The 17,213-nt window shown below is 41.0% G+C and carries 10 protein-coding genes; 8 read left to right on the top strand and 2 right to left on the bottom strand.

The annotated features are described in order from the left end of the window. Positions 1–242: 242 nt before the first annotated feature. From LC454_RS12375 to LC454_RS12345, 7 genes are all read left to right on the top strand, one after another. Positions 243–1,415, top strand: a complete 1,173-nt coding sequence (locus tag LC454_RS12375; protein WP_223582729.1) for a FecR family protein — start codon at positions 243–245, stop codon at positions 1,413–1,415. Between the two features lie 226 nt (positions 1,416–1,641). After that, positions 1,642–5,034 (top strand): SusC/RagA family TonB-linked outer membrane protein, encoded by a 3,393-nt coding sequence (locus LC454_RS12370; RefSeq protein WP_223582721.1) that lies wholly within the window; start codon positions 1,642–1,644, stop codon positions 5,032–5,034. Positions 5,035–5,119: 85 nt separating this feature from the next. After that, positions 5,120–6,709: a RagB/SusD family nutrient uptake outer membrane protein gene (locus LC454_RS12365; protein WP_223582719.1), complete on the top strand. Its 1,590-nt coding sequence runs from the start codon at positions 5,120–5,122 to the stop codon at positions 6,707–6,709. Between the two features lie 54 nt (positions 6,710–6,763). Continuing rightward, on the top strand, positions 6,764–8,287 hold the full coding sequence (locus tag LC454_RS12360) for a sulfatase-like hydrolase/transferase (protein WP_223582717.1): 1,524 nt from the start codon (positions 6,764–6,766) through the stop codon (positions 8,285–8,287). After that, complete coding sequence (locus tag LC454_RS12355) at positions 8,284–9,774, top strand: arylsulfatase (protein ID WP_223582715.1); 1,491 nt, start codon at positions 8,284–8,286, stop codon at positions 9,772–9,774. Before LC454_RS12360 ends, LC454_RS12355 begins: the two co-directional genes overlap by 4 nt. 208 nt (positions 9,775–9,982) lie before the next feature. Further along, entirely contained in the window at positions 9,983–10,576 is a 594-nt protein-coding gene (locus LC454_RS12350) for an RNA polymerase sigma factor (protein ID WP_223582713.1), read from the top strand. A gap of 644 nt (positions 10,577–11,220) precedes the next feature. Further along, positions 11,221–11,811: a riboflavin synthase gene (locus tag LC454_RS12345; protein WP_223582711.1), complete on the top strand. Its 591-nt coding sequence runs from the start codon at positions 11,221–11,223 to the stop codon at positions 11,809–11,811. 179 nt (positions 11,812–11,990) lie between these two features. Here the strand turns inward: LC454_RS12345 and LC454_RS12340 are convergent, their stop codons facing one another. Further along, a complete protein-coding gene (locus tag LC454_RS12340) occupies positions 11,991–13,790 on the bottom strand; it encodes a chloride channel protein (protein ID WP_223582709.1) in 1,800 nt (599 codons plus the stop codon). 6 nt (positions 13,791–13,796) lie between these two features. Next, positions 13,797–14,735 carry a hydrogen peroxide-inducible genes activator gene (locus LC454_RS12335; RefSeq protein ID WP_223582707.1) on the bottom strand — a complete coding sequence of 313 codons (939 nt, stop codon included), beginning with the start codon at positions 14,733–14,735 and terminating at the stop codon, positions 13,797–13,799. 227 nt (positions 14,736–14,962) lie between these two features. Here LC454_RS12335 and LC454_RS12330 point away from each other — a divergent pair, with 227 nt between their 5' ends. After that, complete coding sequence (locus LC454_RS12330) at positions 14,963–17,125, top strand: S46 family peptidase (RefSeq protein ID WP_223582706.1); 2,163 nt, start codon at positions 14,963–14,965, stop codon at positions 17,123–17,125. Positions 17,126–17,213 lie beyond the last annotated feature (88 nt).

Here is a 17,213-nt window from a genome sequence, read left to right as displayed (position 1 = left end):
CATTTTATGTATGCTTTTGTTCTTTATCCTTTAGAACAACAGATTGGTACAAAAGATAAACTTTTTCTAAAAGTGCAAACTAATCCAAAAATTAAAAAGCAACAACAAACATTCGCAGAAACAGAACTCATATTTAACTATTTGCAGACAAGATTTGTCCTATTCGAACAGTTAATACAAAATTTTTATTTTTTTACTAAGATTTCCTATCCATGCTACGTATCTATCTAAAATTATAAACCATGAGGCTAACAGAAGATATCAAGCAACTGATTGTAAAATGCATAAAGGGCAATTTATCGCCTGTGGAAAAAAATGCGTTGTCCTCCTGGTTAGCAGAATCTCCTGAGCACGGCATTTATCTTGATGATCTGTTGCAAAAAGAAGCTCTTGTATGGGATTTGAGACAGCGGATCTCACTGGAGGAATCAGATGCGACAGATTGGTCTGAACGCCTCAAAACAAAAACCCTAGCAACAATCCATGCACAAGAGAAACCTATTCGTATCAACAGGATCAGGCGACTTATGCCTTATGCTGCGGCTCTATTTTGTATTGTTCTTGCGGGATTAATCTATCAATTTATTTGGAAGCCTTCGGCGCCCAATACCAATAGAATCGTCCTACATGATGTAGAATTACCGAATAATCATGCTGAAATACGGCTCTCGAACGGAAAAGTAATCCAACTGGACAATGGAAAAGGCGCATTGGTCACATCTGGTGGCTTGAAATATGCCGATGGTAGTCTTATTCAATCGACAGTTCCCAATACAGATTTGATTGCAACCGTCAATACACCAGCTGGCAGCATGCTCCAAATTACCCTGGCAGATGGCTCTCAGGTTACTCTTAATGCAAAGACATCGTTCAAATATCCCCTACAATTCGCGCAAGACCAACGCCTTGTTGAAGTAGATGGGGAAGCTTATTTTAAAATCGCTAAAAATAAAAAAGTGCCCTTCCGTGTAAGATCCAATGGTCAATTGATTGAAGTAACAGGTACCGAATTTAATGTCAACACCTATTCCAAACAAAAAAGCAGTACGACACTTGTCGAAGGTTCGATCAATTTATCAGCCAATGGGCAGCAAATACAGCTCAAACCTAATCAACAGGCCACCCTGTCATCGGGACGCCTTTCACAAAAAAGCGTAGACCCACACAATTACATTGCCTGGATTGACAATAAATTCTATTTCAATGAGACAGACCTCCATACCGCCCTACAGGCGATTGGACAATGGTATGATCTCCAGATTATTTATAAAAATAATAGCAAAGAAACCTATTTATACGGTGAAATTCAGCGAACAAAAAGTTTGTCCGCAGTATTGGAAATTTTAAAAAGAAGTAATATCCAGTTTGAATTGATCCAGGAAGATGGCGTTCGTAAGCTCATCGTATCCAATTAACCTATTATATAACCAAAAACTAAATTATACAGATGAAAAAGCCAACTTAACGAAGCTAATCAGAGCCGCTAAAAAAAAGCCGAATAATGCTTCCAACATTAATCGGCCAATACATTAGCGATCTCCATTTTTGACCGATTCACCCAATCAGTTTACAAACAGATTATATCCCTAATTCAACAAATTTATGAATTTTAAATTTCTTGTTCATAGAAAACCTATAGCTATGGACATACCCAAACAATGGAAGACCAAAATGAAGCTTAGCGCCTTTTTTACGCTTGCATGTGTTGTCAAACTCTCAGCAGCTGGATACGCACAATCTATTACCATAGATGCAAACAAAACATCGCTTATACAGGTTCTTCGAACCATCCAAAAGCAGAGCGGTGTTCCCTTTCTGTTAAATGGTAAGGAACTCGCCGAAATAAAAATTGAGGGGCATGTAAAGAATATGCCTTTAGAAAAAGCGATGTCAGTACTGTTGAAAGACAAACCCATTAGCTGGAGTTTCAAAGACAATATGCTTGTCGTCACCACAGTAAAAGCAAATGCCTCAGCTATCATTAGTCCAACAAACTATGCGTTTATGTTACAGACAAGGACCGTAAAGGGAAATGTCCATGACAGCCAGGGGCAGCCACTCTCTGGGGCCACAATCACACTCAAAGGAACCAGCAAAGCGACAACAACAGATGCCAGTGGAAATTTTCAGTTAGATGTCAATGATCGCAATGCCATACTTGTTGTTAAAATGATTGGATTTCAACAGAAAGAAATTCCCTTAAATACACAAATCTATCTTGATGTTACGCTCAATCAACAGATTGATACCTTGGAAGAGGTGGTGATCGTGGGCTATGGCGCTACGAAAAAGAAGGAATTGATCGGTTCGGTCTCGCAGATTGATGGTAAGCAGCTTGCAAAACGAACAGTTCCCCAACTTGCGCAGGCACTAACGGGACAGATGCCTGGTGTGACAGTGATCCAACGTTCGGGGCAACCCAGTGCGGCCAACAATAGCATACAGATCAGAGGTGTAGGCTCTTTCGGTGCCACCACCGATGCCTTTATACTGGTCGATGGTATTCCAACCAGTTCATTCAATGATATCGACCCCAATGATGTAGCCTCCATCTCTGTTTTGAAAGATGCCTCATCAGCAGCAATATATGGTGCCAGAGCCGCCAATGGTGTTATTCTTGTCACCACCAAAACAGGGTCAACAGCCGGAAAATTAGCCGTTAATTATAGCGGATATTTTGGCATTCAAAAACCAACAGCCTTTCCCGAGTTTGTCAACTCCTGGGAATATGCCAGCCTCATAAATGAAACCACAACCGGCGGCGGTGGTTATACTGAAGAACAAATTCAGAAATATAAGGACGGAACCGATCTGGACAATTACCCCAACAGCGATTATATTGGTAGCACATTTAAATCGCAGGCAGCCCAGACCGGACATAACCTGAATATTTCCAATACAACCGAAAAAATACAGTATACCCTATCTGCCGGGTTCCTCAATCAGAAAGGTATTGTCATTAAAAACAACTTTAATAAATACAATGTTCGACTCAATCTGATTTCCAAGCTGAGTGATAAACTTAAATTAACGACAAGAGTATCGGCGATACAGACCGACACCGATGAACCCGCTGCACCAGCAACACTTGATTTTTGGCGAATGACCGATATTATCTCCCAGGTTATCCGCTATCCCGCGACTTTTCCGATCCGTATGAGCAATGGCGACTGGGGAGCTGGAAATAACCTAAAAGGAACACCAGTCTCTTTTCTTGAAAGCGAATCATTTTACAAAGAGAAAGTGTCTAATATCTCCGGAAATGCACGTTTCGACTGGAATCCAATTTCGGATCTGACACTCTCGGCAATTGGTGGTTATACCCAGACCAATGGTCGTTCCAAGCTGTTCCGTGCTGCACAGCGCATCAATAGTTCCATTACACTTGCTCCTTCTATCCTAGAGCAGGGAGCTCCCTATACGACATATAAAACCTTTCAGGCATTAGCCGATTATACCAAATCATTCAAAGACCATTCCGTTAAAATCCTTGCTGGCTATTCCTTTGAAAAAGGTTATAGTGAAGGACTTAGCGCTTCTCGTCAAAACTTCCCGAGCAATGAGCTTACGGAATTAAATATTGGTTCGCCAGATGGACAAACCAACTCGGGTTCGGCAACCGAATGGGCATTGGAATCGCTTTTTGGCCGAGTTCAGTACAATTACGCAAAAAAATACCTCTTAGAAGGCGTGATTCGATACGATGGTTCATCCCGCTTTCCTACAAGTAAACGGTATGCTATTTTTCCTTCACTTGCTGCGGGTTGGTTGATCAGTGAAGAATTATTTGTAAAAGATAAATTCGACTGGATTACTGAGCTAAAATTAAAAGGTTCTTATGGTATTTTAGGTAATCAAAACATTGTGGAGAATCTTACCTCAAGAGTAGTGTCAAATTATCCCTACCAAAATATCTTAAATACGGGTTACAATTATCCTTTCGGGAATAGTATATCACCTGGGGTAGCCCGTGTAAAGATTGTAGACCCAAACTTACGCTGGGAATCCACCCGAACAGCCGATGCCGGGCTCGAAATCGCATTATTTAAAAATCTATTGACCTTTAGCAGCACCTATTATAATCGTTTTACCTACGATATTTTAGTCAGCCCCAACTCTAGCGTATCAAAGGTGTTAGGCTTTGAAGTTGGTATACAAAACTCTGGAAAACTTAGAAATACTGGCTGGGAATTTACTTTAGGTCATCAAAATAAGATCAATGAATTCTCCTATAACGTCAATCTGAACTTCTCCACAGTCAAGAATAAGGTAGTCGATTTGGGGATTGGTAATATCAACCAGTCCAACGGTATGGTTGGTAATGGATCCGATTTGTTTATCGGCTATCCGATACAGGCTTATTATGGCTATCAGGCCGCCGGTTTATTTGTTGATGCTGCTGATGTAGCATCTTGGGCTGACCAAAAAAGTATTAATCCACAGTCACAACCTGGCGATATCCGGTACAAGGATATCAGTGGACCGGACGGTGTCCCTGATGGTAAGGTGGATGCAACTTATGACAGGACCGTTATCGGATCCCGTATCCCAAAATATACCTATGGAATAAATCTTGGATTTAATTACAAGGGCTTTGACCTTGGTCTCCTACTCCAGGGTGTAAGTGGTGTACAGGGTTTATTAAATAACTATGCTGGATTTGCACTAAACCAAAATGGGAATATCCAACGTTGGCAAGCTGATAGCCGATGGACTACCGCAAATCCAGATCGAAACGCAGTGTACCCACGATTTGAACAATTACCAAATACCGGAAGCCCCAATACACAATTATCGGACTATTGGTTGTTGAATGCCAGCTATATCCGTTTAAAAAATGTACAATTGGGTTATGCCATTCCCAAAAACCTTCTTTCTAAATGGAAATTGTCAGGCTTACGCATTTATGCAAATGCTGAGAATATATTTACAAGCAGCAATTATAGAAAAGGTTGGGATCCGGAGATCAATTCAAGTGGGGCATACTACCCCATTATGCGCAATTTCACGTTCGGCGTAAATCTTAGTTTTTAAATCAATTCATAACCATAACATGAAACGTATAACCTATAAAAATATAAAACTGGTCCTTTGTATATTTTTTGCTTCCAGTCTAACCATGAGCTGCAAAAAACAATTGGATACAAACCCCCTGGATAGATTTGCCAATGATACATTCTGGAGCAGCGAGACTAATGCACGGCTTGCAATCACAGGCCTTTACAAAGGTGAGATACAGATGAATAGCCAGGCCGAGTTTAGCCCCTCAGACTGGTGGTCCTACCATGGTTTGCTTTACCTTGAGTTTGCCTCTGATAATGCTTATGACCGCCGCGGAGATAATTCAGCCTTCAATAAATTGTCCGATGGCACACTCACCAATAATATCGGTATACTGTCTGACTATTGGACGCTCTCCTACAAACGGATCGCCCGTGCGAATTTCTTTTTAGAGAACGTAGATAAAACACCGATTTCACCCGAACTTCTGGCCCGCTTTAAGGCTGAAGCACGTTTTATTCGCGCCTGTCAATACTTCTACCTATCACAGTATTGGGGGGATGCCCCATTGGTGACCAAAACATTAACACCTGACGAAGCCAATCATGTTATCAAAAACAAAAAACAGGAATTGGTTGCCTTTGTCGAACGTGAGTTGCAGGAAGCCGCAAATGACCTTCCAAGCTATGGTAAATTACCTGCAGCAGAGCGGGGTCGCGCGACGAAACAAGCCGCTTATGCATTTCTGGGGCGTCTACAATTAGCCGAAAAATCTTACGCCGTAGCAATTAAGACCTACGAAAATATCATCAATGCCAATGAAAATAGTATTGATCCAAACTATACAAGTCTTTTTGATGGTAGTAATGAATCCAGTAAAGAAATCATTTTTGCTACACAGTACCTTGTAGACCTTGCCGGAAATGGTATGTTTCAACATAACTTTCCAGCAATAGCCGGTGGCTGGCATCTCCATTGTCCATTGGGAAGCTTAGTGGAGAGCTATACCTTTACGGATGGAACAGCCTTTTCCTATACTGATCCCAGATATAATTCACAGAATATCATCCAAAATCGGGATCCGAGATTAGGATTTACGGTCATCAGCAACGGGGACCGTTTTAAAAATCTCCGGTATATCTCGCATCCAGACTCAACCCTGTCCATTGACCAGCTCACAACCACCAAGCAAGCAACACGCACGGGTTATGGTCTTCGTAAATTTAACGCTGAAAATTTTAGCGGCAATTTACAGAATTCTGGAACAGATCTTCCTATTATTCGCTATGCCGAGGTGCTATTGAGCTACCTTGAAGCCAAACTCGAAAATGGTGATCCCCTGACAGCTGAGCTACTGGATAAAACCATCAATGCAGTCCGCCGACGTAGCAGTGTCAATATGCCTCCTATCGCTGTCGCAAACGCAACTACAGTCCGGGCAGCATTGCGCAATGAAAGACGTGTGGAATTAGCCTTAGAAGGTATCCGCTATTGGGATCTTTTGCGTTGGGATACAGCAAAAGATGTTTTAAATGGTGATTTCTATGGTGCCGCATTTCCCAATGCCAAAAATATCCGCGTGAAAGCAGGTAGTAGTAGAGACAGTTATAGTCGCTGGTATGTAACCAAAAAGTCCTTCAGAGCAGGTCAGGATAATCATTGGCCGATCCCCCAAAGTGAAATTGATATCAATCCAAATTTAAAATAGTATATTGGGTGTCGTCTTTTTGTTGACGACACCCAATCAACGTATTTGCACAATATGAAAAAGACCCTATCTCTTACGATTCTACTTTCTTCGAGTCTGACGATGACACTTCCGCTGACTTCATTCGCACAAAAACTGAATAAACCGAACGTTATCTATATCTATGCGGATGATCTCGGTTTTGGTGATTTAAGCAGCTATGGAGCCCAACAGATTGAAACTCCAAACTTGGATAAATTGGCGCACAGCGGTACGCGCTTTACCAATGCACATAGTACCTCCGCAACCTGTACCCCATCTCGCTTTGCTTTGATGACAGGTACCTATCCATGGCGCCAGACGGGTACAAGTATCCTGCCCGGAGATGCCAAGCTGATAGTACCGACAGACAAAATCACATTGCCCAAAGTATTCAAAAATGCAGGCTACGCAACAGCAATTGTCGGTAAATGGCATATGGGACTTGGCAGCGAAGTCAAAAAAGACTGGAATGCAGCCATCAAACCCGGACCTAACGATGTTGGTTTTGATTACTCATTTATCTTCCCTGCAACGGCCGATCGGGTTCCGACCGTTTTCTTAGAAAATGATCGGGTTGTCGCCGCTGAAGCAAACGATCCCATTCTTGTCGATTATGAGAAAAAAATAGGCAATGATCCTACGGGCAAAGAGCATCCCGAATTGCTCAAAATGCAATCCTCTCCCGGCCAAGGGCACAACCAGACAATTGTCAATGGCATTGGACGGATTGGCTACATGAGCGGCGGCACACGTGCACGCTGGGTAGACGAAGAAGTTTCCACAACCTTTCTACATAAAGCACAAGATTTCATTTCACAACATCAGGATAAGCCATTCTTCCTCTACTTCTGTTTAACGGAACCCCACGTGCCACGTATGCCCGCCACACAATTCAGAGGCAAAAGTAAGCTAGGTTATCGGGGAGATGCTATTCTTCAATTGGATTGGACAGTCGGACAGATTCAACAACAATTGCAGCTACTGGGCATGGACAAGAACACCATTATCATTTTCAGTAGCGACAACGGTCCGGTATTGGATGACGGCTATGTGGACGGCGCCGTGGCCCAGCTTAATGAACACCAGCCCGCAGGACCGCTCAGAGGTGGTAAATATAGTATCTTTGAGGGAGGGACACGTGTACCTTTTATCGTCAGCGGACAAGGGGTGGCCAAAGGTAAGGTATCCAATGCATTGATCAGTCAAATGGATCTGTTGGCAACAAGTGCGCAGCTCGTAGGTGTAAAATTAAAGGCTGATGAAGCAAAAGATAGCAAGGCCTTATTGAAAACCTTAACCGGCGAAGATCCCAAAGGACGTAGCACGATGATCCAACATGCACAAACCTTGGCTATTGTCAAAGACGATTGGAAATATATTGCGCCAAGCGACGGTACCGCCTATATGAAATTGACGGATACAGAAACAGGAAATCTTCCCGAAGATCAATTGTACGACCTCAAAAATGATATCGGAGAAAAAAACAACGTTGCTGCTAAATATCCTGAAAAAGTGACTGAATTGAAACAGATGTTGGAAGGAGAACGAAAAAAATGAAAAAGCAAGTAGGTCTTACCCTCATCCTACTGGGATGGGGAATTCTTTTTGCACAACAAAAGCAAGCACCTAAAAAGCAGCCCAATATCATCTTTTTTTATGCGGATGACTTGGGCTATGCCGAGACAGAACCTTATGGACAACAGCTGATCAAAACCCCCAACCTGCAAAAGTTGGCGCAAGAGGGACTTCGTTTTATCAACCATTACACCAGTACACCTGTCTGTGCGCCAGCGCGCTGCATGTTATTGACAGGTAAACATGGTGGTCAGTCCTATATCCGGGGTAATTATGAATTGGGTGGATTTGCCGATAGCCTGGAAGGTGGACAAATGCCCCTACCCGAGGGAACCTACACCATGGCCCACCTATTTAAAAAAGCAGGTTATCATACTGGCGCAATCGGAAAATGGGGTCTAGGCATGCAAAATACAACCGGAAGTCCCAACAAACAGGGATTTGACTACTTCTTTGGTTACCTCGACCAAAAGCAGGCCCACAATTACTATCCAAGCCATCTCTGGGAAAACGAGCAAAAATATCCACTCCAAAACAAAGAAAAGTTTGTGCATATTCCACTCGACTCCACTAAAGCAACAGCCAAAGATTTTGAGCAATTCAGTGGCAAACAATATGCCCCGGAAATTATGACTGAAAAGGCATTGGCATTTATTGATAAGAACCGAAACAGTCCTTTCTTTCTCTATCTTCCGTACACCCTACCTCATCTTTCGTTACAGGTACCCCAGAAATATGTGGATCGGTATAAAGATCTTTTCCATGACCATCCATACTATGGGCAGGATGGCTACACGGCCACTCCTTATCCAAGAGCTACCTATGCAGGCATGATCACTTATCTGGATGATCAAGTGGGCTTGATCATGAAACATATTAAATCCCTGGGTCTGGATGACAATACCATTATTCTGTTCTCTAGCGACAATGGCACGGGTTTCAATGGTGGCATAGACTATCGCTTTTTTAAGAGCGTTGATTCACTCAGAGGGTTAAAAATGGATGTGTTTGAAGGGGGAATAAAAGTTCCATTGATCGTCCGCTGGCCCAAAACAATCAAAGCAAACACCGAGACAGATGTTATATCAGCACAATATGACCTGATGGCTACCTTTGGACAGTTGGTCCAACAGGATCCCGGTAAGACCAATGGACTGTCCCTGCTGCCAACCTGGTTGGGACAAAAGAACCAGAAAAAACACCAATACCTTTACTTTGAATACCCCGAAAAAGGTGGTCAGGTAGCCATACGTGAGGGACAATGGAAAGCAATTAAACTGGATTTAAAAAATAATCCAAAGGCAAAATGGCAATTGTATGATCTAGAAACGGATCCCTGGGAGCAAAAGGATATTGCAAACAAACATCCCGAATTGCTCCGTCATTTTGATGAAATTATCCTCACTGAACACCGTCCTGCACACATAAAAGAATGGGAAATCATAGACAGTAAGCTGGTAAAAAAATAAATTTCTCCGGATCTCATTTATTCTCCGTTAAAAAACTTGGGTTGTCATGCTTGAAAGCATGACAACCCAAGTTTTTTTATGTAACTTCGTTGTTAGTATCTATGTTGGGAGGCCGCCCGTAAATATCCTATTGAACAACAACAAAGGCCATGATATCGGTCATTATGTCCATCTTAGGGCAATGAAAGAAAAATATTGATAACCAAACATGCTTCAACTGGAGTCGCATATTAACGCATTAAAAGAGGGGAATGAAAGCGCATTGTGCTTTTTCATGGACCATTTTGGCCATACGCTACGTTATTTTGCCTTTTCTTATCTACGCAGCAAAACCGATGCTGAAGAAATTGTGTCGGATATCTTTGTCAAGCTCTGGTATCACAGACAGAAAGTAGACAATTACGATAGCCTCAAAGCATTTTTGTATATCGCGACAAAGAATGCCTGTATCGATATGAAAAGATCGGCCCGATTTAAAATGCAGACCGAAGAATTGGATATCCTTCAGAATTTATCCCTACCCGAGGACGATATTCTAAAAAAAATATTTAGGACTGAGCTAACGGAGTTATTACTGGCTGAAATCGATAAACTACCAAAACAGCAGGCTAAAATATGTAAAATGAGCTTTTTGGAGGATTTAGATACCGAAGAAATCTGTAAAGTACTGGACACTACTCCATCAAATGTCTATTATGCACGTTCCAAGGCACTCCTCGCCTTAAAAGAACGCTTCAGATCCAAAAATTTCGAATACCTTTTGCTAATCTCAATGTCCGCTTTACATATTTTCAAAAGCTAAAAAATCAATCTATTCCGATAACAGCATATCGTATAGCGATACAGAAAAAATAAAAGCTTCATGCTTTCACAAGCACCAACAGCTATTAAAATCGACTAAGTATTCGCTCTGGCCAATAAACAGCGCGTGGCGAGCTCATTCTTAATTAAAAAAAATACGAACCAATAAAAAAAATAGACAATTCAAAAAAAGAAATGATTGGGTAGAATAAAAACATAATCAGCTGTAAAACAGTATATTATATGTAAAATAAAAAAAGCTTAGCATTTGGTCGGGCGACCTGCTAAGCTTTTATAAATACCTCTTTGTAAGAGGCAATCAACCTAAACCTATGACAAAGATAATGCTTCAAATGATATAAACAAAAATTTTGTAATATTTTTTTTCAACTCCCATAAATTTGTTTTGGCATAGCTACGACAAAAGGAATAGTAAGTGTACTATATACACACAATCTTTTTGCTATTTTCAGAAGCCGTTTTTTTTAGCATACTATATCAAAGCAGATTCTATTACAGTATTTATCCCTTCCATGAATTATATTTACCATAAATTATTCTGTCATTCATGCGTCGATTTTGTTAGCAAAAACCATGTTTCCTTCGATTATTTAGTAACTTTGATTGAATCAAAAATTTTAGTGCATGTTTACCGGAATCATAGAAACCTTAGGAAAAATCGAGCGTATTGAACACGAAAAAAGCAACATTCATTTTTATGTGAGCTCCCCCATCTCCAATGAATTTAAAATTGATCAGAGCGTAAGCCACAATGGTGTATGTCTGACCGTTGTTGGGCTGGATGATCAGGTGCACAAAGTAACAGCGATTGATGAGACCTTACAGAAAACGAATCTAGCACAGTTGAAAGTTGGAGACCTGGTTAATATCGAACGCTGTACCTTAGCCGGAGGAAGATTTGATGGGCATATTGTCCAAGGACATGTCGATCAGACCGCAACATGTATACAGAAAACCGATGAAAATGGTAGTTTTATTTTTACATTTCAATACGATCCTTCCAAACAGAATATTACAGTAGAAAAGGGATCCATTACCGTTAATGGTATTAGTCTGACAGTGGTAGATTCTCGCGATGACCAGTTTTCTGTCGCAATCATTCCTTATACACTCGAACATACCAATCTTCAACAGGTTGAAGTAGGCACGACAATTAACCTTGAATTTGATATTATTGGAAAATACGTAACAAAAATTATGGCCATGCGTGGCTAATTCTTTCCAAACTATACTTACATGGATTTACCTTTAAGTCCATGTAAGTATCTGATCAATAAATAAGCTAAGGAAGCTAGATATATTGATTACGCCAACAAAAAAGACGATTGCCCGCTAACCATCTATCCGAGAACATGATTGTACTCCAGATTATGTTTACACCAATCCTGATCCGTTTACTCTAGATAATGTCCCTGACGGATAAGTAATGCGCGATATTTATTAAAAACACTGGACTTGGACACAAAGCCCATATATTTATTTTCATCCCCAAGTACCGGTAATATCCAGGTATCATCTTTGTTCATCTTGGCCATCACAATTTCCATATTCTCGTTGATCCCTACCGCATCGTTTGGTTTCTGCGCCAATTTTTCAAATGGAGTCTCTCCCCCTTCGACCTCTCCTAACAGCACCGAGAATAAAAACTCACTATAGAGAAGCCCCATAAATTTACCTTCATAACTCACCACCGGAAAAATATTGCGTTTACTGTGGATAATATCCGACTGCCTACTTTTAGGTGTTTCATCGGGTCTCAAAATCACAAAATTGGTTTCCAGAACATATTTAATCCGCATCATGCTCAAGACAGAGCGGTCCTTATCTTCGTAAGAAATGAGATCACCTGATTCAGCCAATACTTTTGTATAGATCGAATGCTTCAATACCGCACGGTTAATCAGATAAGAAATTGAACAGACCAACATCAAGGGTACCATGAGTGTATATCCACCTGTTACTTCTGCAATTAAGAAGATACCCGTCAACGGTGCATGCATAATACCACTCAGTGCACCTGCCATACCGGCAACTACAAAATTTGGGACATTAAGTTCCGATATCCCAGTCAGATTAACCCCATAAGAAAAGGCAAAGCCCAATAGACCGCCCATCACCAGACTCGGTCCAAACACCCCGCCGTTTCCGCCTCCGTTCAACGTAAATAGTGCAGCAAAAGATTTACCAAATAAGGTCAAAATGGTATAACCCAGCACCACCAATCCCATATCTTTATAATCAGAAAACAAGCTGTTTTTTACAATTGAGTTAAATTGTCCATTGAGAATCTGCTGGATTGTAATATACCCTTCACCGTAAAGTGCTGGAAATACGAAAATCATAATCCCTAAGGATATTCCGCTTACCCATACTTTGTTATAGGGATTCTTTATTTTAGCAAACCATTTCCCTACCGAACTGGATACACGGGCAAAATAGATGGTATACAGTCCAATCAATACCGCCAATAACAAATAAAACAACAAGGCAGAAACCTGCCAATCCGAATTGAACGTACTAAATAGCGGTTCACTGTACAAAAGTCGCGATACAACTGACGCTAAGGCCGAAGAGATCAAAAGTGGTATAAAAACCGGAATGGAGAATTCCGGAAGCAATATCTCAATCGCAAAGATCATTCCAGCCAAGGGGCTATTAAATGCGCCCGAAATTCCTGCTGCCGCGCCACAGGCCAAAAGCATGGTGACTTCTTTATATTGCAGACCAAAAAAACGGGCAATATTGGAACCTATCGACGATCCCCCCAATGCCACGGGAGCCTCCAATCCACAGGAACCTCCAAATCCAACCGTAATCGCCGAAGTGACGACCTGCGAATAGATATTACTTGGATCCAATCGGCTTCCCTTTCGGCTGATGGCATAGATAATCGGGGTGATACCGTGCTCCATCTTCTTTCCTTTCAGAAATTTCCGAACAAAAAACACACTCAGTAAAATCCCGATCAACGGGAAAATCAAATAAACCGAATATTTAACCTTCCAATCAATATCATCCTGGATCGTCGCCGCAATAAAATGCGTTAGTCTTTTTAATACAGACGCCATCAGACCACCAACAATTCCAACTAAAAAGGCCAAGAGAATAATAAAGTTTCTGTTCGAAACTTTTTTCATTCGCCATTGATTGATCTGATCTATCTTCTTAAAAAAACGTACACTGAGATTTGCCATGTCTTCTTATTGAAAGCTCAACACTTCCTTTTTCTTTTTTGTTTTAAATTTATCGGGTACAACCACTAATATTTCCTTTTCCAATGCCTGAATTGCATGTCGTTTGACATAATTTTGTGTCGTGACCAACGATATTTCGCGGACTGGTTCCGGCGATTTGAAATAACGGATCTTATCCAACTGCTCATCCACATAATCTGAGATAGAAAGCTCGGGTAAGATTGTGATACCGTCATTGATATCCACCATTCTTTTGAGTGTTTCAACACTACCGGTATTATACTCAAAACGTCCAGAAAGATCTTGATTGTGCTTATGATGGCAAATATTAAGTACCTGTCCACGCATACAATGTCCTTCATTGAGCAACCAGAGTTTATCATCGGCAATATCATCACCACTCAGCACTTTCTTGGAAAACAAAGGACTATTTTCAGATATATAAGCGACAAAATTTTCATAAAACAGAGGAGTCTCCAGTATACCCTGATCATTTAAGGGGGTAGATAGTACACCGCAATCCAAAAGCCCAACCTTCAGCTCATGCACAATACGTTCGGTAGTATATTCCCAGATCTGCAATTGCAATTTTGGATACTTCTCCATAAACGTTGTCAATACCTTAGGCAATAAGTAGGGCGCGATTGTCGGGATAACACCGATTTTTAGCGTCCCCTCGATTTCCCCCTTCTTGTCCTGTACAATTTCATTGATCTTACGGCTTTCTGTCAGTACCGATCTTGCTTGAAGTATAATCTTCTCCCCAATTTCAGTAGGCACAACAGGCTGACGGCTCCGGTCAAAGATTTTAGCCCCCAAAGACTCTTCCAGTTTCTGGATCTGCATACTTAAGGTCGGCTGTGTCACAAAACACTTTTCGGCTGCGGCAACAAAACTACGATAGGTATCAACAGCAATGATATATTCCAATTGGATTAAGGTCATGTTAAAATCTTTAAAGCGCAAAATTACGAATACTCCTGTAAAACGATGGCAAATACACAATATTTTAAGGCTCGACCATTGCTTCCCCGATCATATTATACAATAAATACCTTGCCAAAAAGCGAGAATTGACTGGCTATTATGACAATTGTTGATCGAAAAGTCGAATTCATCAAAAAGCTTTTCTTAAATTTGGAGATTTATAACAGTTGATATTAAAAAATCCCATGAAATTTATACATCATACGACAATTGCACTAGCACTATTATTATCCACAATGAACACCCCATACGCAAATGCGAACCCAGATGAAGGGATGTACCCATTGAGCGATTTAAATAGAGCGGGTTTAAAGAAAGCCGGATTAAAGATCAGTGAGAAGGATATCTACAATCCAGGCCAAGTTGGATTAGTGGACGCCCTGGTTCAAGTCAGTGGATGTACAGGATCATTCGTCTCCAACCGTGGTCTGATCATTACCAACCATCACTGTGCCTTTTCCGCAGTTCAGTTGGCCAGTACCGCCATCAACAATTATCTTAAAAATGGCTTTGTCGCACAAAATCAGGAACAGGAGATTGAAGCAAAAGGATTAAAGATCAGAATTACAGATTCATACGAAGATGTATCTGTTAAAATATTAAATGCCGTAGCCAATATCAGCGACCCTGTCGAGCGCATCAATACCATTAAAAGAAAACAGGAAGAACTTGTTAAACAGGCTGAAAAAGAAGACCCTACGATCAAAGCTGAAGTATCCGAAATGTTCATTGGTAAAAGCTATGTTCTATTTCGCTACAAAACAATCGAAGATGTGCGTCTTGTTTATATTCCACGCCAAAATATTGGTGAATTTGGTGGGGAGACTGACAACTGGGTATGGCCACGTCATACAGGCGACTATTCCTTCCTTCGGGCCTATGTGGGGAAAGATGGAAAATCAGCTCCTTATTCAAAAGATAATGTGCCCTATCAACCAAAAAAGCACCTGAAAGTCAATCCAAATGGTGTGAAAGAAAATGATTTCACCTTTATTCTGGGTTATCCAGGAAAAACATTCAGACATCGTCCGGCGCAGTATATTAAATACCAACAAGACTATTTATTGCCCTATGTTTCCAATTTGTATGATTTCCAGAACAAACAAATGGAGGAAGCTGGGAAAGACAATACGGATATTGCACTCTCTTTGGCAACACGGATCAAACGCAACGCCAATGTGCTTAAAAATTACCGTGGCAAGCTCAAAGGCTTGCGCGGCATAGATCTCCTGGCGACAAAAAAGCAGGAAGACGAAGCGCTGGCAGCATTTATCTTGAGTAAACCCGAACTTAAAGGCAAATATGGTAATCTATTAAACGATATTGCTGCTTACTACCAAGTCAGTGATCAAGATGCCTTGAAAGAGCTTTGGATCAACAATATTTATAACAGTACCAGTTTACTGAAAGTTGCCCGCGATCTCAATACGCTAAAAGTAGCAATGGGAAAAGAGCGCTCTTCACATGCTGCAAAACAGTTATTCGACTATAATGTCGAACAGCTTAAAAAAAGTATTCAGGAAACTTACGAAAGCTACAACAAACAGGCAGACCAACGTATTTTCGGTAAAATGCTTGCCGATGCGGCTGCTTTCCAAGGTAAAAATCAACTTGAATCTATCCAGAAACTCCAATTGAATGGCGAAACTGCCAATACCTATGCTACGCAACTAATCAATAGCAGTAAATTGGCAGATCAAAATTATATTTTAAATACGGTTTTGGCGAATGCAAACGCGCTAAGCCAGTTTGATGATAAACTATTGAGTTTTCAAAATGAGCTGGAAAATGATATTGTCATCTTCGCAGCTGAGCAGAAAAGACGTGAGGGTGTGTTGAATAAACTGATGGGTGACTATGTCGCTGTCAAGGAAATCTTTCAGGCCAAAAACTTTATTCCAGATGCTAACTCCACTTTGCGTTTGACTTATGGACATATTAAAGGGTATGCTCCTGCTGATGCTACTTATATGAAACCATTCACAACCATTGAAGGTATTATTCAGAAAGGGAATCTTGGTCTAGCCGATTTCGATTATCCACAGGAAATCAAGACCGCGTATCTCAATAAGAACTTTGGGCCCTATTTAAAGAAAGACCTGGGCTCTGTTCCTGTCAATATATTGTATGATATGGACACCACAGGGGGCAACTCAGGTTCGCCGATCATGAATGCAAATGGTGAGCTGATCGGTGTAAACTTTGACCGTGCCTATGATGCTACAATCAACGATTTTGCATGGAATGAAAGTTATAGCCGCTCTATCGGTGTGGATATCCGTTATGTGCTTTGGGTTGCTGATAAGATTGACAATGCTCATTTTATTTTAAAGGAAATGGGTATCTAATCGCTACCAAAAGCGTTTTATATATAAAAAAAACACCTGAACAAAACCGTTCGGGTGTTTTTTTTATTGGTGTAAACCAATAAACCTT

This window comes from Sphingobacterium sp. GVS05A (genome assembly GCF_019969845.1).
GTDB lineage: Bacteria > Bacteroidota > Bacteroidia > Sphingobacteriales > Sphingobacteriaceae > Sphingobacterium.
Note: the sequence above shows the minus strand (reverse complement) of the source record. Positions and strands in the feature narration are given on the sequence as shown.

Bases quoted from the DNA above. Each gene is read 5' to 3' on its own strand.
- LC454_RS12350 (WP_223582713.1), top strand. From the start codon at position 9,983: ATGCTTCAACTGGAGTCGCATATTAACGCATTAAAAGAGGGGAATGAA.
- LC454_RS12360 (WP_223582717.1), top strand. From the start codon at position 6,764: ATGAAAAAGACCCTATCTCTTACGATTCTACTTTCTTCGAGTCTGACG.
- LC454_RS12340 (WP_223582709.1), bottom strand. From the start codon at position 13,790: ATGGCAAATCTCAGTGTACGTTTTTTTAAGAAGATAGATCAGATCAAT.
- LC454_RS12355 (WP_223582715.1), top strand. From the start codon at position 8,284: ATGAAAAAGCAAGTAGGTCTTACCCTCATCCTACTGGGATGGGGAATT.
- LC454_RS12365 (WP_223582719.1), top strand. From the start codon at position 5,120: ATGAGCTGCAAAAAACAATTGGATACAAACCCCCTGGATAGATTTGCC.
- LC454_RS12370 (WP_223582721.1), top strand. From the start codon at position 1,642: ATGGACATACCCAAACAATGGAAGACCAAAATGAAGCTTAGCGCCTTT.
- LC454_RS12330 (WP_223582706.1), top strand. From the start codon at position 14,963: ATGAAATTTATACATCATACGACAATTGCACTAGCACTATTATTATCC.
- LC454_RS12335 (WP_223582707.1), bottom strand. From the start codon at position 14,735: ATGACCTTAATCCAATTGGAATATATCATTGCTGTTGATACCTATCGT.
- LC454_RS12345 (WP_223582711.1), top strand. From the start codon at position 11,221: ATGTTTACCGGAATCATAGAAACCTTAGGAAAAATCGAGCGTATTGAA.
- LC454_RS12375 (WP_223582729.1), top strand. From the start codon at position 243: ATGAGGCTAACAGAAGATATCAAGCAACTGATTGTAAAATGCATAAAG.